Origin of the sequence: Methylocystis suflitae (assembly GCF_024448135.1) — a bacterium.
Lineage (GTDB): Bacteria > Pseudomonadota > Alphaproteobacteria > Rhizobiales > Beijerinckiaceae > Methylocystis > Methylocystis suflitae.
Map to the genome: position 1 here is coordinate 1 of NZ_JAMRYX010000094.1, position 20,576 is coordinate 20,576.

Sequence of the window (20,576 nt, forward strand, 5' to 3'; positions counted from 1 at the left end):
CGCGGTGATCACACTTGGGGAACTCGTCATGATCCTGGAACTACATCGTCAGGGGATCTCCGTGTCCGCGATAGCGCGCCAGCTCGGAATCGATCGGAAAACCGTGCGCAAGCACATCGCGGCGGGGCTGGCGGCGCCTAGCTACAAGGCCCGGCCGCCGCGCGAACGCCTGATCGTATCTTTCGAGGCCTACCTGCGGGAGCGGCTTGCGGCTTATCTGGCGCTGACCGGACGCCGTCTCTGGCGGGAGATCAAGGAACACGGATATTCCGGCGGCTACACTGCGGTCACCGACCTTCTGCGCGAACTTCGGCCGCCGCGCGCGAAAGGCTTCGAGGTCCGCTTCGAGACGCCGCCCGGCGAACAGGCGCAGGTCGACTTCGCCCGCTTCGACGTCGAGTTCTTCGATGAGCCCGGCGTCAAACGGATCGTCTGGCTCTTTTCCATCGTGCTGGGCCATTCGCGCTTCATCTGGGCGCGCTTTGTCCTGCACCAGGACATGCAAAGCGTCCTGCGCTGCCACATGGCGGCCTTCGAGGCGCTCGGCGGCGTCCCGTGCGAGATCCTCTACGATCGCATGAAGACCGCCGTGATCGGCGAAGACCCGGATGGCCTCGTTGTTTACAATCGCGTGCTGCTCGATCTGGCGCGCCATTACGGCTTTCAGCCACGCGCCTGCAAGCCTTACCGCGCCAAAACGAAAGGGAAAGTCGAGCGGCCGTTCCGATATGTCCGGGAAGATTTTTTCCTCGGCGGCGCCTTCCGCAATCTCGACGATCTGAACACCCAGCTCCGGACCTGGCTCGACATGGTCGCCAATCCTAGGGTCCACGCCACGACCAGGCGCGTCGTCAATGAGGTTTTCGCCGAAGAGAAGGCGTCGCTCAAGCCGCTGCCGCTCACGCCCTATCAGGCCGTACTGAGGCTCGAACGGCGCGCGTCCCACGAGGGCATGGTCAGCGTCGGCGGTAATCTCTACAGCGTGCCGGACACCACCCGCCGGCGCGTCCTCGACGTCCATGTCTTCGCCGACGCCATCCGCATTTTCGAAGACAGGGTGTTGATTGCCGTCCACGCGCCGCTCGAGGGCCGCGGCGAGAAACGCCTCGATCCGGCGCATCGTAAAGCCCCGTCGGCGACGCCGCGCCGTCGACCAGCAGACACGTCGCCGCCCCTTGTGCTGCGCGCCGGCGATCAGGCTGCAAGGCGTCCGCTGGCCTTCTACGACGCTGTGGGGTGCCGGCTGGCGATGCAGGGAGGTTCGCGATGAACGCGACGCCCTCCGCCATCATCGACCGCGTCTGAGCCGGCCGAAGCCCTGCTCGATCCGCGAACGCGCCTTGTAGAGCGTGCGCGCGAAGAAGGCGGGCTTGTTCTTCTCATTGGCCTTGTACGGGATCACGGGCGCAACGCCGCGCGATCTCGCCGCTGCGCGATTGTCCTTGCTGGCGTAGCCCTTGTCGCAGATGACGACGCGGGGCTGAATGTCCGGCCCGATATCGAGGAGCGTTTCGAAATGCGGCGCGTCGGCAGCCTCGCCGCCGGTCAGATCGAAAGCGATGATGTCGCCCGACGCGTCCGACTTGGCGTGGATTTTCGTGGTGAAGCCGCCGCGCGACCGTCCGAGCGCCTGCGCGTCTTGCCCCCTTTGGCTCCTGCGGCCGATACGTGCGCGCGCACGATCGTTGAATCGAACATCTGGATCAGATGCGCCGACGAACTCATGGAGGCGAGCGTGTCGAAGAAGGCCTCGAATACGCCGGCCTTGTTCAAGCGGTCGAAGCGTTTCCAGACGCTGTTCCAGCGTCCGAACCGCTCCGGCAGCGCGCGCCACCTTACGTTTTCGAGCGTGAAGAAATGAAGTGCTTCGAGGAAGCGGCGATCGTCTTCGCCTTTGCGTCCGCGATGCGGAAGGCAGGCCCGAAACACCGTGAGCGTATGCGCCCAGTCTTCCTCGTCCATCCATGTCGACATGGCTTCTGGTCTCCGACTCAGTCGGAGTCCTATGAATCATGCCTGATTCCGCCTGGGAATCTGGAGGCTTCTGTGAGGTTTGCGGCGGGATTTTTGGGGCGCAGGGATGCGAACCTCATTGAAGCCGGATTGAACGAAGGCGCGGCGAGTTTTGCGCGGTTGGGTTATGGGGATTGTATTTTTTGCTCGGCGCCGGATCGGATCGTTTGACGCGCGGCGACGGGTCGATGTGGCGCAACGAGCGGCTGCCCGCGAGTTTTCGATGGCGACAGGAGGCGACCCGACGGCGTGCGAGGCAAGCTGCGGCGCTGATCTGGGCGATCTACGATGATCTGCGGACGAATGGCGTCGTCGCCGGCGAAGACGATCCCGGCGAGAAGTTTCGGGTGAAGCGTGATCCTTGCGCAAATCATCGACGGCGATCTCATGATGTGTCGCATCGAAATGGAGACGTGGGAGCGTGGCGTCGGGATGATGCGGGAAACATGCGCTCGATGATCCGCATGGCTCCGCCGCAATCGGGACAGACGGGTCCTGCGTCGACAGGGCCTTTGCCTGCGGCGTCCGGCGACGAGGCGGCATTTTGCGGCTTCGATCCTTCATCGACGAGCACAGCGTGGCACGATGCGATCTTTTCGGCGCGGCCGCCATTGGCCATGAATCCGAAGTAGCGGATACGATGAAAGCCGTCGGGCAAGGTATGAAGCAGAAAGCGGCGGATGAACTCGTTTGGCTCGAGCCGCATGATCTTCTCGGCGCCGCTCTGGCGATAATCCTTCCAAGTGAAGGCGACGTGATCGTCATCGAGGGCGACGAGGCGGCTGTTGGCGATGGCGACGCGATGGGTGTAGCGGCCGAGATAGGCGAGAACCTGGGCGGGTCCGCCGAACGGCTTCTTGGCGTAGACGACCCAGTCGACGCGGCGCATGGCCTGGACAAGGGCGATGAAGGCGTTGCGATCGGCGAGATGGGTCAGCTTGTTGAAGAAACCCAGCGTTCCGGCCTCGAACGCCGCTTGCAGGCGTTCGAGAAACAGGCGGCGGAACAACCGGGAGAGCGGCTTGATGGCGAGAAAGAAGTTTGGCCGCGCCGCGACCCATCGCGCTCCGTCGGATGAGAGCCCGCCGCCCGGCACAACGCAATGGACGTGCGGGTGATGGGTCAAGGCCTGCCCCCAAGTATGAAGAACCGCGAGGCCGCCGATCCTGGCGCCAAGCCTGCGCGGATTGGCGGCGAGCGTCGTCATCGCGTCGGCGGCGGCCTTGAACAGGATCGCATAGACGATGGCCTTATTCTGAAAGGCGATCTCGGCGATCGGCGCGGGCAAGGTGAAGACCAGGTGGAAATAAGGAACCGGCAAGAGTTCGGCTTGGCGATCCGCCAGCCACTTCGCCCGCGCCTGTCCCTGACACTTCGGACAGTGACGATTGCGGCAGGAGTTGTAGGCGATCCGCGTGACGCCGCAGTCGTCGCACGCCTCGACATGCCCGCCGAGCGCCGCCGTCCGGCACGCTGTGATCGCGCTCATCACGCGCCGTTCGACGCGCCCAAGATGCGCGGCGTGGACGCGCGCGTAATCCTGGCCGTGGCGGCGCAGAATATCGGCGATCTCGATGCCGGGCTGGTTTTGATGAAAGCCGGCGCGGGCCATGATCCCGCGTCCCGGCGCCTTCTCACCCTGACGGCGTCACTTCCAGCGACAAGCGATCGAGCGGGCTCTGCGTCGCACGGATCGTATGGGTCGCGACCTGCGTGTAACGCGCCGTCGAAGACAGATTGTTGTGGCCGAGCAAAACCTGGATGATCCTGATATCGGTTCCGTTCTCCAAGAGATGCGTGGCGAAGCTGTGGCGCAACGTGTGCAGCGTCACGCGCTTGGTCAGCCCCGCCGCCTTCGCCGCCGAGCGACAGGCGGCGTGCAAGACGGTCGGATCGATTGGACGATCTTCGTTGCGGCCGGGGAAAAGATAGAGGCGCGGCCGGGCCAGCCGCCAATAAACGCGCAGAATGCCGAGCAACTGTGGCGACAGCATCACGTTGCGATCCTTGCCCCCTTTGCCGTGCCGGACCAGGATGACGCCCCGCGCGCTGTCGACGTCGGCGACCATGAGACCGGCGACCTCGGACGCCCGGAGTCCGGCCGCATAGCAGCAAGTGAGCGCCACGCGGCTCTTCAGGCTCGATACGGCTTCGAGAAATTGCACGACTTCGTCGGGGCTCAAAACGACGGGCAGTTTGCGTGGCTCCCGCGCATAGGGGATACGCTCGGGAATGACCGACTCGCCGAGTGTGACGCCATAAAAGAAACGCAGCGCGCAGACGATCTGGTTCAGCGCCGGCCATGAAATGCCGGTCGAGACGAGATGCACCTGGAAGGCGCGAACATCCTCCAACTCCAATTTGTCGGGAGACCGCCCAAAATAGCGGCTGAACTTCGAAACCGCGCTGATGTAGGATCGTTGCGTCGCTGGCGAAAGATTGCGGACGGTCATGTCCTCGATCATGCGGCGACGAAGAGGGCTCATCTGGGTCATCTGATAGCTTCCTGTCCGAGAGGGGGCTGCAACACCCAATCCTCTCAGACAGGAAGCCAATCACACGACCTCGCCACTCGCGCCGCGGTAGCGGCTTCGTTCAATCCCCAAGCGATCTTCAATCGCAAATTCGTCCACACCGCCTAGCACTACTTTGGCAGTTTAGGCTCGACGGGTTTGGCGAGCAGCCGATCACAATGCGGACATCGTTTTGGGGGAGACCGCGCGAAGATGTCGAGAATGGCCTGCCGGATGGCTGGCATGCTCGGTTGTGGCGGCGGTCCCCCGATTCTTTTTTTTCCGCCCCGCGGCTTTGAGGCGGCGGGATTGGAGGAAGGCGTAGGCGATCATCGTCATCAATGCGTGTCGATGCAAACCGATCCAGGACCGACCTTCGAAGTGATCGAGGCCGAGTTCCTCCTTGAGCTGCTGATGCGCCTGCTCACAGATCCATCTGGCTTTGATCGAGGCGGCGAGCTTCTTCAGGCTCATATCTGCTGGCAAGTTCGACACATAGTATTTTTGCTCGCCCGTCGACCGGCGTTCGCCGACGAGCCAGACCTCGTCGCCCGGCATGCACTGCATACGATTGTCGCGCATGCGGTGCTTGTGGTCATCCGCAACGCGAATAGGTCGAGCCGCGAAGAGACATGTCAGCCGGCCTTTGGTTCCCCGCCGCCAACTGACCTTTTGCCATTTCTCGCCGGCCAACGCCGCTTCAGCGGAAACCGGCGGTTGATCGGGGATGTGGTATTTGCGGGGCTTCCCTGCTTTTGCGACAGGGAACGCCAGAGCGACATCTGCCGGGTAGACGTTTTGGCGTCGCGACAGTCCCACTGCCCATAGTAGACCACGCGCGCTCAGAGCCTGACGGAAGGGCCCGCTGGAGCCGTAACCTGAATCTGCAAGGACGCAACCGAAACGCACGCCCGAGGCGATGACGCGGTCGATCTCCTCGATCGCGATCTCCGGCTTGCTCAGCGCGCCCCGCCTGTCCTCTGGGACGCGCGCCCGCGTCATGCGCTCGGGATCATTTGTCCAGCTTTCGGGCAGGAAGAGCCGCAGGCTCACCATCACAGGAACCTCGCGCGACGCCAGGGTGAGCGAGACCAGCGACTGACAATTGGCGGTCTTTCCCAGCGACGATGCATATTGCGGCGCGACGCCGACCGAATACGCGCCCTTTTTCGGCAGGGCCGTATCGTCGACGATCAACCACGCGTCGGCGCCGCCGACCATCCTGTCGGCTTCGACGAGCAGCGCCTTCTCGATCGGCGCCGCATCCCACACGCCGCTGGCGATGAAGTGATGAAGCTGATCGTATCCAACGTCGCCGTCGCGCGCCGCCATGGGCTGCATGCTCTTGCGATCACCTGCGCCGATCAGGCCTGCAACATACACTGGGCACATCGGCGCCCGCGCCTTGTGTCGCAAAGCGCCAAGGAAAGGCGCCAGCCACCGCTCGAGATCTGACTTCCAAGTCTCGTCCATGGTCGGCCCTCCCGAAAGCCGACCTCCTATGAATCACGCAATGCGCGTCGCGGGAATCTGGAGGCTTCTGTGAGGTCCGCGGCGCAATTTTTCGGGCATGACTATGCGGACCTCATTGAAGCCGGATTGAACGAAGGCGCGGTGGGATATGTGCGGCGATCTATGGGGTTTCTTGTTTCGCCATAGTCGGAAGCGTTGCGTGAAGACGCAAGATAGATGCGGGAGCGCGCATAGATTCCTGATGATCTGAGGCGGGACGGACGCTGCGAGCGACGGCGTCGATCGACTCGGGGGGTGGAGGCGTCGCGGAAGAGCACCGCAGCCACGTGGAGGTTCGGTCGCCGAGGATAATCCGGCGAGCGGCGCGAATGCGATAAATGCGCATTTTGCTGTTCATAGGCACACTGGCGGGTCTCATGATGTATCGCACCGGAGTGGCGACGCGTGGGGACGAGATGGAACGAAGTCGCCACGGAGCGTCACAACGACACGCATATTGCCGCCACATTCGGGACAAGCGCGAGGGCTGACTTTGGCTTTTGGTGCGGCGTGCCCGTTGACTGGCGGCTCGGACCGTTCTGGCTGATCCGCGAGAAGCGAACGACAGAGACCGAGTTTGGCGGCGCGATGACCATTGGCCATGAAGCCAAAGTGACGGATGCGGTGGAACCCGTCCGGCAAGGCGTGCAGCAGAAAGCGACGGATGAACTCGTCAGGCACGAGCTTCATGATTTTGGCGGCGCCGTTCTGGCGATAATCCTTCCAGGTGAAAGCGACATGATCGTTGTCGAGGGCGACGAGGCGGCTATTTGCGATGGCGACGCGGTGCGTATAACGACCGAGATAGGCGAGAACCTGGGTGGGTCCGCCGAACGGCTTCTTTGCATAGACGACCCAGTTGGCGCCGCGCATGTCGGCGACAAGGGCGCGAAAGTTCTGCGGATCGGTGAGGTTTGCGAGGTCGCCGAGAAATCTCAGGGCGCCGGCATCATATGCCTTTTGTAGGCGTTCGAGGAAAAGCCGGCGGTAGAGTTTTGCGAGCGGCTTGACGGCGAGAAAGAAGTCCGGCCGCCCGGCAATCCAGCGCGTCCCTTCGCGCGACAGGCCGCCGCCTGGCACGACGCAATGCACGTGCGGATGATGCGTCAGCGTCTGTCCCCATGTGTGCAGGACAGCGACGGCGCCAATCTGTGCGCCGAGCCTGCGCGGGTTGGAGGCGAGGGTCGTCATTGCTTCCGCCGCCGCCGCGAACAAGATCGCATAGACGGCGGCCTTGTTCTGGAACGCGATGGCGGCGATTGGCGCGGGCAAGGTGAACACGACATGGAAATAGGGAACCGGCAGAAGTTCAGCTTGACGGGCGGCGAAGGCCGCCAGCTGCCTTCGATTGGGAAAGCCTCGGTAAAGGGCCTCATTCACCACGACCGCCGCGCTACGCCACCCTATTCCGCGAAGTTCGGTGAGATGTGCGACTGTTTGAGCCTGTCTATCCGGCTCTTGCTCTATCCACTGCCGCTGCTCGGACTCGATTTCCTTGATCTGAGAGAGAACGAACTCGAGACGATGCAACTCCCGTTCTATGGCGCAGCGTAGACAAGTAGGCAAAGTTCTTTGATCACCGGTGCGCAGTTGTTCAAGGATTTTCCAGCGGTTGGCGAGCGCTGGCTCGAAGTCGTAAATGCCTTGTTGCGCGAGCATTCCCTTTATCCGGTTGACGTGTCGCCCCTTCTCTTTGATCAGAACGCGTCGTTCGCGATGTTGGCGCTTGCGGTCCTCTTCCTCCGTGGTCGGCAATGTCACCGTGCGCCAAACTCTCGCATCTCCGCCTTCATAGGCGATGAGCCCACGCATCAACGCTAGGACATCGATCCGATCGGTTTTTGCGCGGCGCGCTCGTCGATCGACCCGACCTGAAGGCTGGCTGGTTCCACTATGCGGACGTCCCAACCGAGCGCCGTGAGTCGGCGAGCAAGCCAAAAACCGTCATACCCGATCTCGTAACAGCTGGTAATCGAGGTCGCTCCGTGCTGCGCCTGCGCTTTTGCAGCGGCGGCAAGCAAGCCATCAATATCCTCAGCTGCGAGCTTGTGAAGCGAAGGCCGATTTTTTCCACGATCTTGGACAGCCACAACCCACGCGGACTTGCTGAGCTCGATGGCGACGTAAAGGATTTGCGCGGCTTGATTTGACGGAGCGGTTCCAGATTGAGAATGCATGACGAGATCCTCCTGGTTCACGGCCTAGGCGATGGCCAACTGTAAACCCGCCGCCAACGCGCACTCGAGGATCTTGTCGGCGATCAGCGTTTTGGCCTTCGGCAAGGCGCGGAACATAAGCCGCGCGCCCCTGTGATCGCTCATCTGACCTTCGGTCAGCATCATGACGAGCGGCTTGCTGCCCTCGTCGCAGACGACATGCAGCTTGGAGTTCAACCCGCCTTTCGTGCGGCCGATACAGCGGGAAAGAACCCCTTTTTTAGAAGGCTTGCCGCCGTGCGATGCGCCTTCAGATGTGTCGAGTCGATCATGATGCGCTCGGGCTTTGGACCTTCGGCGGCGAGGCTGGCGAAAATCCGATCGAAGACGCCAAGTCGGCTCCAGCGAATGAAGCGGTTGTAGAGTGTCTTGTGCGGCCCGTAGTCCTTGGGCGCATCCTTCCATTGTAGGCCGTGCCTGATGACGTAGACAATGCCGCTGACGACGCGTCGGTCGTCGACGCGCGGCACGCCATGCGCCAGAGGAAAGAACGGCGATATCCGCGCCATCTGACGCGCGCTCAGTAAAAACAAATCGCTCATCACAAAGATCTCCGAATCGGAAGCCCTTGTGAATCACGCCTCAATCAAATTTAATAGGTCCTGAGCCTAAGCCGCAAAAAACATCGGTTCGTGTGACGTCACGCGCTCCAGACTGCGATTATGCTTTTTCGAACCAAAAGAAACTTAGCGGCGTCCGGTTACCCGATCAAGAACATCATCCCACCAGTACTTTGCAATATTTCCAAAAATAGTCAGTTTACAAGTCTTCCAATGAATTGCTTGACGTATTGACGAGATCAGTACTTTGATTTTTTCTCCTTCAGGAAAGGGTTGCAAGACATGGCCAACTTCAAGCCGACCGACTCGAATCGATGCGTCGCTCAAATGGAGCTGCGCGTCTCGTGAGTTCCGTGCGCGCGATCTCATGGAATACGCGAGCGACATCATCGACGCGGGGCGCTCACGTGCAATGTGCTCGCACCAGCGATTCCTGCCAGCGGCCTCATTGCGGGTCTATTCGGATCTTCGCCAGCGTCGCCAGCGTTGATCGGCCAAATGAGGTCGTCGCTGTCGGCGGTTCGGGCCTGACCGGTCGCCGCATTTGGATTCTTGCCGTTGCGGTTTTCTTCGGCGACCTAAATTTTTCGTAGGAGGATAGCTTGATTCCAGACCTCATTTCATTTGTGGGAAATACGCCTCTGGTGGAGCTTGAATTACCCTTCAGCAGCTCATCGATACGATTGTTCGCCAAGCTGGAAATGTTCAATCCCGGCGGCAGCATCAAAGACCGGCCAGCGCTGTTCATGATCCAGCAAGCCATCGCCGCCGGCGGGATCACACGTGACAGTCATCTCATTGAGAGTTCATCAGGCAATCTCGCCATCGCGATCGCAATGATTGCGCAACAGATGAACCTGAGATTCACTGCGGTCATCGATCCCAACATCACGAAGACCAACCGCGACTTGATCAAAGCTTACAGAGCTGAAATCGAGCTCGTCGAAGAAAAGGACCGAGAGGGCGGCTATCTCAACTCGCGAATTCGTCGCGTGCGCCAACTCCTCGAGGAACTGCCGGGCGCGGTCTGGCTGAACCAGTACGCCAATCCGGATAACCAACGGGCTCACTATGAGGGAGTCGGCGCGGAAATCGTACGGGACATGCCGATAGAGCCGAGCCATGCTTTCATCGGCGTGAGCACATGTGGGACGATCATGGGGGTCGCGCGTCGGCTCCGAGAAGCCTGGCCGAATATTCGTATCGTTGCAGTGGATGTCACCGGTTCGGTCATATTCGGCGCGCCGAGCGCGAAGAGATGGCTCCCAGGCATCGGCGCTAGCCGCATTCCAGAACAGCTGGATGCCCGAGAGATTGACGAAATCGTCTACGTGACCGACTGGGAATCCGTGCTCGGATGTCATCAGCTCGTTCGCTACGAGGGTCTGCTGGCGGGCGGCTCCTCTGGCTCGGTCATCGCGGCGATCGAAAAAATGGCTCCTCGTCTGCCGAGCCGCGCCGTCATCGTCACGGTATTACCGGATCGCGGCGAACGTTATCTCGACAGCGTTTACGATCCGGATTGGCTGGCGGAAAGCGATCGCATCAAGTGTCCTGTCGATGCGGCGCACCGGTCGCTGGGCGAGATAGGCGACTCGCGCAACGCTTCCTGACCGAGGCGCGGGCAAGAAGCATATCGTTTTCAACCGAGGTTTTCATCAATGACCGTTATCGATGCCGTCCGGCCTGCGCCGGCTATCCTTGAAGATGCCCTCCGCTTTCTATCTCGGACCGACATCGCTTCGGTTGGGGGTAATCATTCCGATCTTTATATGCAAGCCGTCGAGGACGGCTTTCGTCTTCATGCCGCGCGCGATTATGCGCAGCCATTGAAGCCCTATCTGCGCAGTCCTCGTTCGAGCCATATCGCGGATCGCATCATCGCGATGCCTGCCTGGATCGGCGGTGAAGATCCGATTGCCGGCCTCAAATGGATCGGTTCGAAACATGACAATCCCGCCACCCGTTCGCTCGACCGAGCCAGCGCCGTAATTGTCCTGAACGACAGTAGCACCCATTTCCCGATCGCGATCCTCGAAGCGGGAAGGATCAGCGCCTTGCGCACGGCCGCCGTAACCGGAGTGGCCTGCCGCTATCTCGCTAAACAGGGCTTCCAGGAGGTTGGGATCATCGGCTGCGGCCCGATAGGTCGCGCGCAGATCCAGATGTTCTGCGAACAGTTTCCGCATGTGCGACAGATTCGTCTTTACGACCTCAAACCTGCGGCTGTCGCCGAAACGGCTGGATGGCTGAAGGCCACGTTTCCGCAAACCGCCGTGACTGGATTTGGCGATCCGCGCTCGGCTATCGACGGCGCCGACGTGGTCGTTACGTGCACCGTAACGGATCGGCCCTATCTCGCTTTCGAATGGCTTTCACCGGGCGTTTTCCTTGCCAATGTCTCCATAATGGACGTGGAAAAGAACGTATTCCTGAGGGCAGACAAGGTCATTGTCGACGATTGGGACCAATGCAATCGTGAGAAGAAAATCATCAATCAGCTGGTCGAGGAAGGGTCTTTCTCCCGAGAGCAGCTTCACGCCGAGCTCGGTGAGATCGTTGTTGGCTCCAGGCCCGGCCGTAAAAGCGACGAGGAAATCATCCTGCTCAACCCGATGGGGATGGCGATAGACGACATTGTCTGCGCGCGGGCGATTCTGCGGCAGGCGGAAGCCAATGGCGTCGGCACGATGCTCAGTCTGTTTTGAAGATGATCATGCATCTGCCCATTGTTGCCATGACCCACACGGTTCTTGCAGATCTTCTGGAACTTTTGTGGATAGAAGATCTCGGCGGCTTTCGGTCTCGAATTCTGGCCGAGGCCCGCGAAGAGAACGCTACGGTTCGCTTTCGTCTCGGCGAAGCCGAAATGTCGGCAAGCCTGGCCTGGGACGCTTGGCGGAACGAACGTCGCGTCGTGGGGCTCTTCGAAGTCACGCCGGGAGGATCCCGCCGACCTCTGGACGAGAGAATCGCATTGTGGAGAGTCCTCTCAGCTCTGTCCGATCTCGATGTGGCCATTCTCGATCGGACGATGCGTCAGCTCGAAGAGAGCCTTGAGAACGCTGCGCTCTTCGAGGACGCCGCTCAATTGCTCGAAGACGACTGCGGGCGCGCCATCGAACACAAGAAGGGCATGATCTGGGAGCGCCTTGCCGCTTGGCGCGACAGGTTCTTTCACCCGTTCGCACGGGGCAGGGGAGGTTGGGGAAAACATGAAATCGAGAATTTTGGAGCGGAATTTGGACGATTGTTCGCACTCAAGTGGTGCGCGGTTTCACGCGAGCGTCTCCTGATGTCTCCGGCCATGGCCGAGAGGGAACCAATCGAATTCATCCTTTCTCCGTCCCAGGCAAAACCAATCGGCGAGGAAATGGAGCAGCGCGGACTTGCTGAGACCCACATCGCCATTCCTGTCCACCCCTGGCACCTTGAGACAGCCGTACCTCGCGAATTCGGCCCGGAATTAGTGTCGGGCGAAATCGTCGTTCTCGATTTTGCCGGACCGCTCGTCTGTGCGACCTCGTCCTTGCGGACGGTTGCGATTTCCTCGAATCCTCATCGGCACATCAAGCTTCCGCTCGACATTTCGACGCTCGGCGTGCGACGGCTCATGAGCGCTCAGTCGTTGCATAATGGTCTGAAGGGTGCGGCATTATTGGAGGAAGCCTGTTCACGCAGACCACGCATTGCCGCGCGCATCCGGATCGCCGATGAAACACGCTTTTGCACTTTCGGCGAAGCGTCGGGGGACATTTTCGCGCCACGAAACGCGTTTCTCGGTTGCGCGATTCGCGATCTTCCCGTTCCCGCGGAGGACGCGGTCCTGGTTCCGCTGGCCAGCTTTGCGGTCGCGCTGCGTGCAGGACTGCCTCCTGCGATATCGCAATCCCTCGACCAGCGGCCCGGAACCAGGGTCGAAACTTTTCTCGAAGAGCTCTTTCGACTCCTGATTGGCTTCGCCGTCGAGGCGCTGCATTGCGGCTTCATCCCGGAGATGCACGGACAGAACGTCTTGATCGAACTGGCTGGAGGGCAGCCGGTCAAAATCGTATTGCGCGACCACGACACGGTACGTTGCCTGCCCGAATGGCTCGGGAAAACGGGTTTGCAGACGCCGGCGTATCTGATCAAGGATCCGCGCCGTGCGACAATGCTCCTCGACCATCCAGAGAGTCTGTTCGCCTATGCGCAAACGCTGCTCTTCGACGTTGCTCTCCGGGCCATTTGCGAAGCCCTCGATCGTTCGGGCCATCGCGATCTTCACGTCTCGAAAAGGCTGCTCCGGCGCGTGACCGCGAGCGAAATCGAAAAACTCGACGCGTCACCGGAAATTCGTGACCGCCTGCGGACCGCCTTTCTCGACAGCCGGGAATGGCCGTTCAAGCAAATACTGACTCCGCTCTTGGCCACGCCGCATCTCGCACTGGGGATGCCGAGCGCGCTGGGCCGCGCAGCAAATCCGCTCATGGTCTCTGGTCGGGAGCAATGAACGTGGCCAGACAGCACTGCCGGCGCGCTTCGATCCTCGCCATTCAATTTCTGACCGCTGCAACGCCGCTTGCAGTCGTGCCATTCCTTTCCCTCCATCTTCAAGGACTGATGCGAGAGAATGCGTCGGGAGCAACGTTTTGGACGGCGATCGCGGCGGCGGCGCCCGCGGTGACCGCGGTGATTTTAACGCCGGTTTGGGGCCGTTTCGCACAGGAGCGGTCGATTTCGTTGCTGCTCTCGTCAACCTGCGCGGTGACGGCCGCCAGTTACTGGGTCATGGCAACCACCGATGATGCTGCTATTTTCACTTTGGGACGCGCTCTTCAGGGGGCCGCCGGCAGCGGCATCATCCTTCTTCTCGCGGTCGATCATGTGGGGGGCCGACCTGAAGGAGAATACATTCGCTTGCAGCAGGCGTTTTCGGCCGGCTGCCTGGTCGGTCCCGTCATTGGGGGATGGGCTTTCGACTATCAACGCCTTTCGGTGCTCCTCTCGGCTGCCGGTATCGTTCTTATTGTTCTCGCTATCGCTAGCTCGTCGATCTTTCGGATCGCGCCCGCCGAACTGCGCCAGAACACTCAGAGCCAAAACGAGAGCATCGGCCCCACTTTGGCTGGCATCCGTCCAAATCGCTCGCTCGTGATTGCCGCAACCCTCGGAACAGCCGGCGCGTTCGGCTTTACGCCGTTCTTCGCCGAGTGGGCGAGGGAACGGGACGCGGCCAGCTTTACGGCTGGCGTCCTCGGGGCGCTTCATGCCGCCGCCTGGCTTGCAGCCATAGTGGTGCTACCGATCTGGAGCCGCATTATCGATGGCGCTGCAGCGGCGCCCTCCATCGCATTATCGCTGCTCGGATCGGCAGCAGCTTGCGCTGCACTGTCCGTCTCGGCGACAGCCCCTTGGATATTCACGCTTCGGGTCACCCACGGCGTCTTCTATTCGGGCCTCACCCCCGCTCTCTATGCCGGCGTACGACGGTCCAGCGCCCGCAACCGGGAGCTTGCTACTGCCCGCACCGCGTTGACGCTGGGTCAAATTGTCGGGCCCGCTCTATGCGGCGCCGTTCTCCCTTTCACCGGTATCGATGGCGTGCTTCTGGCTGCGGCGGGACTTCCCGCCATCGGCATGCTCGTTTTGTTCAGCACACGAGGCGATCGATGAATCAATTAGATCGAACCATAGCGGCGATGGTGGATCGTCTCGCATGCGGCCGCTTGATCAATACTTGGCTGCGCGAAAAGCATCCCGAGCTCGCTATCACGATGGCTGCAAAAGCAGATGGCAGCTCATGTGAAATTCCGGTCGGGAATCAATCCATCGTCGTAGTCTGCAAACGCTATTCGCTGGGCGGCTTCCACGCTTGGGACGAAAACGTTCTCCTTCGCGAGCCCAAGGGGAGCATACGCAGGATCGGCCCATCCGAGCTTGCCGGGATCATGCTCGATTCGATCGAAGAGGGAACTCCGGATACTCGAAGAATCGCATTGGATCGGATCAGACGGTCGATTGAAATCAGCCATAGCCAAGCCGCCTTCCAGTCAAATCTGGAGCCTGTCTCGACCGGCGAGCGTGCCGAACGGAGCCTTTGGCTTGGTCACCCTTTTCATCCGCTTGCGAAAAGCGTCGCCGGTTTCACACCCGCCGATTTCAGAACCTACAGCCCCGAACGAGGCGCCACGTTCCATCTCTGCTGGCTTCTAGCCGAGCCGGATCAGGTCGAAAACTATCTCTGCTCACCGGAATCGATGGCGCGCGCCGATGCCCTGCTGGCGGCGGTCTCGGGGCTGAGCGCGACGGTGATCGCCGGCCGGATAATCATTCCCTGCCATCCATGGCAGGCGGAGCGGCTTCGGGATCATCCGGATCTTCGCAGCCGGCTCACGTCAGGAACGTTGCGTCTTCTCGGACCCTCGGGAGAGGCTGTGACTCCTACCTCTTCCGTGAGGACTGTCTGGTTCAGAGAACGCGGTCTTTGCGTCAAGCTGCCTCTCGAAGCCCGCATCACGAATTTTTCCCGGGTGAATACGGCGGAGCAGCTGTCCCGGAGCATTGCTGGCGCCCGCGCCATCGCAGCGGCCGAACGGGAGGTTCGCGCTGCAGGGCTCACCATTCTGAAAGAGCCCGGCGGACGAATCCTGCGCAAGCCGCCGCGCGAGGGCGCGCCGCAGACTTGCCCTGAGACGGGTTTCCTCCTGCGCATTAACGATTTTCCAGATGGAGTCGATCCGATCGTCGTCGCGGGCTTTGTGGAGCCAAATCCGCGCACAGGCCGTCCAAATCTTTCCACCATAGCCGGCGGGATTTTTTACGAGCCGCAACGGGCGCTCGAATGGATCGAAACATATGCGGGAATCGTCCTTCTTCCGCTTATTCGTCTGTTTGCGACGACCGGAATCTGCCTCGAGGCACACGCGCAAAATAGCCTTGTCGCTTTCGAGAAAGGTTGGCCGGCGCGGCTTTTCGTGCGCGACCTCGAAGGCATGGCGGTCGATCGCGAGCGCTTCAGGCGCGCACATCCGGAAATCATCGCCGATCTCGATGAAGCCCTGTTCTATGACCGCGACGTCGCTTGGCGCCGCTTCCTCTATTATTGCGTCGTCAACCATTTCGCTCATGTGCTGTCCGCCGTCGCGGAGCTTTCCGGCGACGAAGCCCGTCTCTGGGAGGCGAGCAGGCATGTTCTGGAAAAAGAAGCGGGACCTGTCCGCGCGCTCATCGACGAGTTGCTTTCCGCCGCATCTCTCCCGGCTAAGGCGAATCTCTCGAGTTGCGTCGCCGGCCGCGGCGAAAACCCCGATTACGTAATGATTCCGAACCCTTTCAGGGCCGTCCGCTGGCCCAGTTCTCAATCGCAGGTGAGGGGTAAAATCCGATTCGAAAAGGCGCCTTCATGAACCCGATGAAACCTGCTGCTGGATTCGACGCGCCGCTGGCGTCGAGCCAAATTGATTTTTCCGCCTGGGCAGCGGCCGGTCGCCGAGTCATAGCCCAGCTGATCACCGCTCTCATACACGAAAGTCTGTTGCCGGATGGCATGGTTTCGATCCAGGCGGAGCCCAGGCGAGAAGCGGAGATCGTGGTGGAAGTCGTGCCCGGATCACTCCGCTATCGGGCGCGCGCTCATCATACGCTTGCTTACAACCGACTTCTGATCACCGAGGGATCGATCCGCAGGGTGTCGAACGGGGAAGAAGAAGAAGCCGACGATCCCATGCGTCTGCTTGCTGACATCCTCCCCAGGCTTCCGGGAACCGTAGAGACTCATGCGCGCTTCGCCGAGGAAATCCTCCAGACTTGGTCGAACCACGCGCAGGCGCTCTGTTTCGGCGCCGCTAACTGCAGGCTAGCCTCGCTGCCTTACGAGGAGGCCGAAAGCGCACTGACCGATGGGCATCGTTATCATCCTTGCTTCAAATCCCGGATCGGCTTTTCTCCGCAAGAGAACCTCTCCTATGGCCCTGAATTCGGGAACGCCGTTCGCCCCATCTGGCTGGCGGTTCACGAGGATCTGGCCGCGAGCCGCGCGATCGGAACAGAGGAGAGCCAAGATCGCGGACTTCTCGCCGGGTCGATCGACGAAAGCAGCAGAAGAGAATTCGCCGCCAAATTGGCGTCAGCCGCCGGCCGTCCTGGAGCATACCACTGGCTCCCGGTCCACCCCTGGCAATGGGAGAGAATCATCGAACCAGGAACCTTCCAGCAGAGGAAAGCCGGGCTAATCGTATTGCTGGGAGAGAGCGGTCGCCATTACCTGGCCCAGCAGTCGATACGCACCCTATCCGACATATCGGATCGCCGTGCGCCGTCCCTGAAGCTCTCGCTGTCCATCCGCAATACTTCGACGGCTCGCACGCTCGCGAGGCACACGGTGCTGAACGCTCCCGTCATCAGCGCTTGGCTCGAGGGTGTGGCGTCATCCGATCGGTTTCTGACGGAGGCGGGTGCGATCTTTCTACTCGAACGGATGGGCAGCGCCGTTACGCTGCCTCGTGATGCGGACCCACTCGGACGTCTTGCAGGCGCGCTCGCGGCAATCTGGCGTGACCCGGTCGGAAGATTCTTGGCCGACGGCGAGCGGGCTATGCCTTTCTCATTGCTCACGCATGTGGGTCATGACGGAAGGCCGGCGATTGCAGACTGGTTTTCGCGACATGGCGCCGAGGCTTGGACATCGGGGTTGTTGCGCGCGGCGATGCGCCCGGTCGTTCACCTGCTTCTCGCGCATGGGATCGCAGTGGAGAGCCATCAGCAGAACATGATTCTGGTCCACCGTGACGGATGGCCAACGCGAGTTGCATTGAAGGACTTTCACGACGGCGTTCGTTTCATTCCGAGCAAGCTGCGTGCGCCGCGCCCAGACCTCGTCCCCACTCCCGCCGAACATGCGCGTGTCAATCCTAACTCGTATGTGGAAGCGAGCGATCCTGAAGATGTGCGCGATTTCATGTTCGACGCCCTATTCGGGGTCAATCTAGCCGAACTCGCGTGGTTCCTCGATCATCATTTCGGTTTCCGAGAACGACGATTCTGGCTCCTCGCGGCTGACATCCTTCGAAACTATCTTCAAGAAAACGACAGCGCGCGCGCAGGCGTGACGGCTTTCCGCTTGCTCGATCCGACGGTGGCCGTCGAGGATCTCGCGCGCCGGCGTCTGGAGACCGACGCTCTGTCGGGGCGGCGCGCGCCTAACCCCCTTGCCGCCTTTATTCGCGCAGACGAAATACGTGTTCCGTCATGATCGCGCGATTGCGATTGCGGCGCCTGCTTGACCAGGGCCAGCCCGCCGGCGGTCTTTTCCTCTCGCTTTCTGCACCCGGAATTATCGAAATTGCGGGTGTCGCGGGATTTGATTTCGTTCTGATCGACCTCGAGCACACATTGATCGGAGGCAGGGAGCTGGAAGAGCTGATAGCCGCGGCCGATCGTTCCGGCCTCAGCGCTTTGGTGCGCGTTCCCGAGGCGCGCTCGGAACGTATTCTCCAGGTTCTCGACGCCGGAGCGGCAGGCGTCGTCGTTTCGCGCGTCTCGAACGTGGAGGACGCAAAAGAAGCGATCCGCCGAGCCCGTTACGCCCCTCTCGGAGAGCGCGGTCTGAATGCGGGTCGGCTGGGGCGGTTCGGCGATTGCGACCTGCCTGTCCTCCTCCAGCAGCTCAATCGTGAAACCCTCGTTGTTGCCCTCATCGAAGATCCAAACGGGCTTGCCGCCGCTGAAATGATCGCGTCGCTGCCAGGGCTTGACGGCCTGATTCTCGGAGCGGCCGACTATTCTCAGTCGATCGGTCTACCTTGGCAGACCACTGCGGAGCCAGTCCTGGAGGCGAACCGCCGGCTCGCCGCGATCGCCCGTGAAACCGGTCGCTACTTTTTCGCGATCCCGAGGCGCGATGAGGACATCGGCGATCTTATTCGGGATGGCGCGCTGGGATTAATCGCCACAAACGATCGCGGCCTTTTGCGCCAGGCCCTTTCAGCCAAAAATCATCTCTGGCGGGAGATTCAACGCGCCCAAAATCTCGGGCGCGCCGGGGAGAAGGCCTCATGACGACATTCATTCCGTCGCTCGAGCTCATAGAACGTTTAGTTAGTCCGGGTCGGCCGGTCTCAGCCTTTATCTACGACCTCGACGGGCTTGATCGGCACGCGCGCCGGCTCGTCTCCGCTCTGCCGCCGGGCATCGATTTCTTTTACGCTGTCAAAGCGAACAGCGACCCGGCGATACTGAAGACATTGGCTCCGATCGTCGCCGGATTCGAGGTCGCCTCAGTCGGGGAAATCCGGAAGGTGCGCGAAGCGGTCGGGAATGGAGCCCGCGTCATCTTGGGTGGGCCCGCCCGGACGGTGTCGGATTTCGAAGCAGTCGTCGATCATGGAGTCGAACGCGTCCATATCGAAAGTATCCACCTTCTGTACCTCGCCAACGCTGTCGCCGCATTGCGGAATACGACGTTACCTGTTCTCTTGCGCATCAATCTGGCGGGTCCCGTTCCCGGCGCGACGATCACGATGGGCGGACAGCCGACCCAGTTCGGCATCGACGAGTCCGAAATCGACGACGCTCTAAGCGTGCTCGCGGCTTGCCCAAATTTGCGTTTCGAAGGGTTTCACCTTCACACCATCTCGAACAATCTGGACGCGACCGCACACTCGATCTTGTGCCTGCAGGCCCTGCGTCGAGCGAGGGCCATCGCCGATCGTCATGGGCTGGAGCTGGACGTCGTCAATCTGGGCGGCGGCTGGGGTGTCGATTACGCAAACGTCGAGCGCCTTTTCGATGTCGATTGCCTCATGGCGGCATTAAGCAATGCTCTCGAGCCCGCGAGCCCCAGTATTCAATTCGAATGCGGGCGGATCGTTGCGGCCTATTGCGCGGTCTATGTATGCGAAGTCATCGACGTCAAGACGAACCATGGAGAAGCCTTTGCCCTGCTTCGGGGCGGCGCTCACCATTTTCGTCTTCCTTCGGCTTGGCGGCACAGACATCCTTTTAGTGTCATTAGAAGAGAGAGCTGGCCTTGGGCATGGTCGAGGCGCGGTCATGCAAACCGTCGCGTGACCGTAACGGGCGAGCTTTGCACGCCGAAAGACGTGCTGCTGAATTCACAGCCCTTCTCCAGTCTAAGGATCGGAGACCTCGTTTGCTTCCTTCTGGCAGGCGCTTATGGCTGGGACATTTCGCATCATGACTTCCTGAGCAATGCGCATCCGGAAAGGATATTCCTGCCAGTCCAGCAGCATAGGATCCGGTTTCTTACTGGGGAAAACGAAAGGATCAATACATGAACAAGCGACGTATCCGCTGTATTCGCCTTTTCTCCCCATTCGATCTAAAGGCTCATGAGCACACCGAAAGGGGTCGTGTTCGCAGTGTCATCGATCTCCTCGTCCGCGAGCAGGCATGGACGCGGCCTATTTGCGTAGAGGAGAAAAGCCTCTGCATCATGGATGGCCACCATCGCCGGCTTGCCGCAATTCATCTAGGGCTTGCCGCCGTTCCAGTGATCGGCTTCACCTATGACGAGGTTCGAGTCGGAAGTCACCGGGCGGGGATGGAGGTCGAAGCGGAGGAGCTGATTGCTCGCGCAATGTCAGGAGCGCTATTTCCTCCCAGATCCACGCGTCATGTATTTCCACCATTCAAAGCGACTGCTATTCCGCTCGCCGAGCTTCTCGAGGCTCCGCCTCGGGTTTAGCCTGTGATCAGCCTGGCCAGCCTTGATGCTGACGGAGAAAGCTTACTCCCGCACGAGCGCGAGATTGCGTGTTTCC

General features: G+C 60.8%; 15 protein-coding genes and 3 pseudogenes. 10 read left to right on the top strand and 8 right to left on the bottom strand.

Annotated elements, in window-relative coordinates; translation table 11 throughout:
• Window positions 1–4 precede the first annotated feature (4 nt).
• On the top strand, window positions 5–1,270 hold the full coding sequence (gene istA / locus NEI07_RS08125; protein WP_256033940.1) for an IS21 family transposase: 1,266 nt from the start codon (window positions 5–7) through the stop codon (window positions 1,268–1,270).
• A gap of 18 nt (window positions 1,271–1,288) precedes the next feature.
• On the opposite strand, the gene NEI07_RS08130 is transcribed toward istA, so the two are convergent.
• The 8 genes and pseudogenes from NEI07_RS08130 to NEI07_RS08160 all read right to left on the bottom strand — a co-directional run.
• Entirely contained in the window at window positions 1,289–1,834 is a 546-nt protein-coding gene (locus tag NEI07_RS08130) for a transposase (protein ID WP_256033917.1), read from the bottom strand.
• A pseudogene (locus NEI07_RS19715) lies at window positions 1,804–1,974 on the bottom strand (hypothetical protein); the annotation flags it as partial. The gene NEI07_RS08130 and the pseudogene NEI07_RS19715, both read right to left, overlap by 31 nt.
• Before the next feature lie 424 nt (window positions 1,975–2,398).
• Complete coding sequence (locus tag NEI07_RS08135) at window positions 2,399–3,625, bottom strand: IS91 family transposase (RefSeq protein ID WP_256033919.1); 1,227 nt, start codon at window positions 3,623–3,625, stop codon at window positions 2,399–2,401.
• A 22-nt stretch (window positions 3,626–3,647) separates the two neighbouring features.
• On the bottom strand, window positions 3,648–4,508 hold the full coding sequence (locus NEI07_RS08140) for a tyrosine-type recombinase/integrase (protein WP_256033920.1): 861 nt from the start codon (window positions 4,506–4,508) through the stop codon (window positions 3,648–3,650).
• 192 nt (window positions 4,509–4,700) lie between these two features.
• Window positions 4,701–6,036: pseudogene (locus NEI07_RS08145) on the bottom strand (IS701 family transposase).
• Window positions 6,037–6,413: 377 nt separating this feature from the next.
• Entirely contained in the window at window positions 6,414–7,850 is a 1,437-nt protein-coding gene (locus NEI07_RS08150; protein ID WP_407659869.1) for an IS91 family transposase, read from the bottom strand.
• Window positions 7,851–7,855: 5 nt separating this feature from the next.
• Window positions 7,856–8,215, bottom strand: coding sequence for a hypothetical protein (locus NEI07_RS08155; RefSeq protein WP_256033922.1), 360 nt, complete (start codon window positions 8,213–8,215; stop codon window positions 7,856–7,858).
• 72 nt (window positions 8,216–8,287) lie between these two features.
• Window positions 8,288–8,796, bottom strand: a pseudogene (locus NEI07_RS08160) (IS5 family transposase); the annotation flags it as partial.
• A gap of 620 nt (window positions 8,797–9,416) precedes the next feature.
• On the opposite strand from NEI07_RS08160, the gene sbnA reads away from it, so the two are divergent.
• From sbnA to NEI07_RS08205, 9 genes are all read left to right on the top strand, one after another.
• Window positions 9,417–10,427 (top strand): 2,3-diaminopropionate biosynthesis protein SbnA, encoded by a 1,011-nt coding sequence (gene sbnA, locus NEI07_RS08165; protein WP_256033923.1) that lies wholly within the window; start codon window positions 9,417–9,419, stop codon window positions 10,425–10,427.
• Between the two features lie 159 nt (window positions 10,428–10,586).
• Window positions 10,587–11,522 carry a 2,3-diaminopropionate biosynthesis protein SbnB gene (sbnB, locus tag NEI07_RS08170; protein ID WP_407659870.1) on the top strand — a complete coding sequence of 312 codons (936 nt, stop codon included), beginning with the start codon at window positions 10,587–10,589 and terminating at the stop codon, window positions 11,520–11,522.
• 8 nt (window positions 11,523–11,530) lie between these two features.
• On the top strand, window positions 11,531–13,306 hold the full coding sequence (locus tag NEI07_RS08175) for an IucA/IucC family protein (protein ID WP_256033927.1): 1,776 nt from the start codon (window positions 11,531–11,533) through the stop codon (window positions 13,304–13,306).
• A gap of 2 nt (window positions 13,307–13,308) precedes the next feature.
• On the top strand, window positions 13,309–14,469 hold the full coding sequence (locus NEI07_RS08180) for an MFS transporter (RefSeq protein ID WP_256033928.1): 1,161 nt from the start codon (window positions 13,309–13,311) through the stop codon (window positions 14,467–14,469).
• A complete protein-coding gene (locus tag NEI07_RS08185; RefSeq protein ID WP_256033929.1) occupies window positions 14,466–16,202 on the top strand; it encodes an IucA/IucC family protein in 1,737 nt (578 codons plus the stop codon). Before NEI07_RS08180 ends, NEI07_RS08185 begins: the two co-directional genes overlap by 4 nt.
• Window positions 16,199–18,046, top strand: coding sequence for an IucA/IucC family protein (locus tag NEI07_RS08190; protein WP_256033930.1), 1,848 nt, complete (start codon window positions 16,199–16,201; stop codon window positions 18,044–18,046). The genes NEI07_RS08185 and NEI07_RS08190 overlap by 4 nt, the downstream gene beginning before the upstream one ends.
• On the top strand, window positions 18,043–18,852 hold the full coding sequence (locus NEI07_RS08195; RefSeq protein WP_256033931.1) for an HpcH/HpaI aldolase family protein: 810 nt from the start codon (window positions 18,043–18,045) through the stop codon (window positions 18,850–18,852). Before NEI07_RS08190 ends, NEI07_RS08195 begins: the two co-directional genes overlap by 4 nt.
• Window positions 18,849–20,090, top strand: a complete 1,242-nt coding sequence (locus NEI07_RS08200) for a type III PLP-dependent enzyme (protein ID WP_256033933.1) — start codon at window positions 18,849–18,851, stop codon at window positions 20,088–20,090. The genes NEI07_RS08195 and NEI07_RS08200 overlap by 4 nt, the downstream gene beginning before the upstream one ends.
• Window positions 20,087–20,500: a ParB N-terminal domain-containing protein gene (locus tag NEI07_RS08205; RefSeq protein WP_256033934.1), complete on the top strand. Its 414-nt coding sequence runs from the start codon at window positions 20,087–20,089 to the stop codon at window positions 20,498–20,500. The genes NEI07_RS08200 and NEI07_RS08205 overlap by 4 nt, the downstream gene beginning before the upstream one ends.
• Window positions 20,501–20,576: the final 76 nt, after the last annotated feature.

Bases quoted from the DNA above. Each gene is read 5' to 3' on its own strand.
- NEI07_RS08135 (WP_256033919.1), bottom strand. From the start codon at position 3,625: ATGGCCCGCGCCGGCTTTCATCAAAACCAGCCCGGCATCGAGATCGCC.
- NEI07_RS08140 (WP_256033920.1), bottom strand. From the start codon at position 4,508: ATGACCCAGATGAGCCCTCTTCGTCGCCGCATGATCGAGGACATGACC.
- NEI07_RS08150 (WP_407659869.1), bottom strand. From the start codon at position 7,850: ATGCGTGGGCTCATCGCCTATGAAGGCGGAGATGCGAGAGTTTGGCGC.
- NEI07_RS08155 (WP_256033922.1), bottom strand. From the start codon at position 8,215: ATGCATTCTCAATCTGGAACCGCTCCGTCAAATCAAGCCGCGCAAATC.
- sbnB (WP_407659870.1), top strand. From the start codon at position 10,587: ATGCAAGCCGTCGAGGACGGCTTTCGTCTTCATGCCGCGCGCGATTAT.
- NEI07_RS08175 (WP_256033927.1), top strand. From the start codon at position 11,531: ATGCATCTGCCCATTGTTGCCATGACCCACACGGTTCTTGCAGATCTT.
- NEI07_RS08185 (WP_256033929.1), top strand. From the start codon at position 14,466: ATGAATCAATTAGATCGAACCATAGCGGCGATGGTGGATCGTCTCGCA.
- NEI07_RS08190 (WP_256033930.1), top strand. From the start codon at position 16,199: ATGAACCCGATGAAACCTGCTGCTGGATTCGACGCGCCGCTGGCGTCG.
- NEI07_RS08195 (WP_256033931.1), top strand. From the start codon at position 18,043: ATGATCGCGCGATTGCGATTGCGGCGCCTGCTTGACCAGGGCCAGCCC.
- NEI07_RS08200 (WP_256033933.1), top strand. From the start codon at position 18,849: ATGACGACATTCATTCCGTCGCTCGAGCTCATAGAACGTTTAGTTAGT.
- NEI07_RS08205 (WP_256033934.1), top strand. From the start codon at position 20,087: ATGAACAAGCGACGTATCCGCTGTATTCGCCTTTTCTCCCCATTCGAT.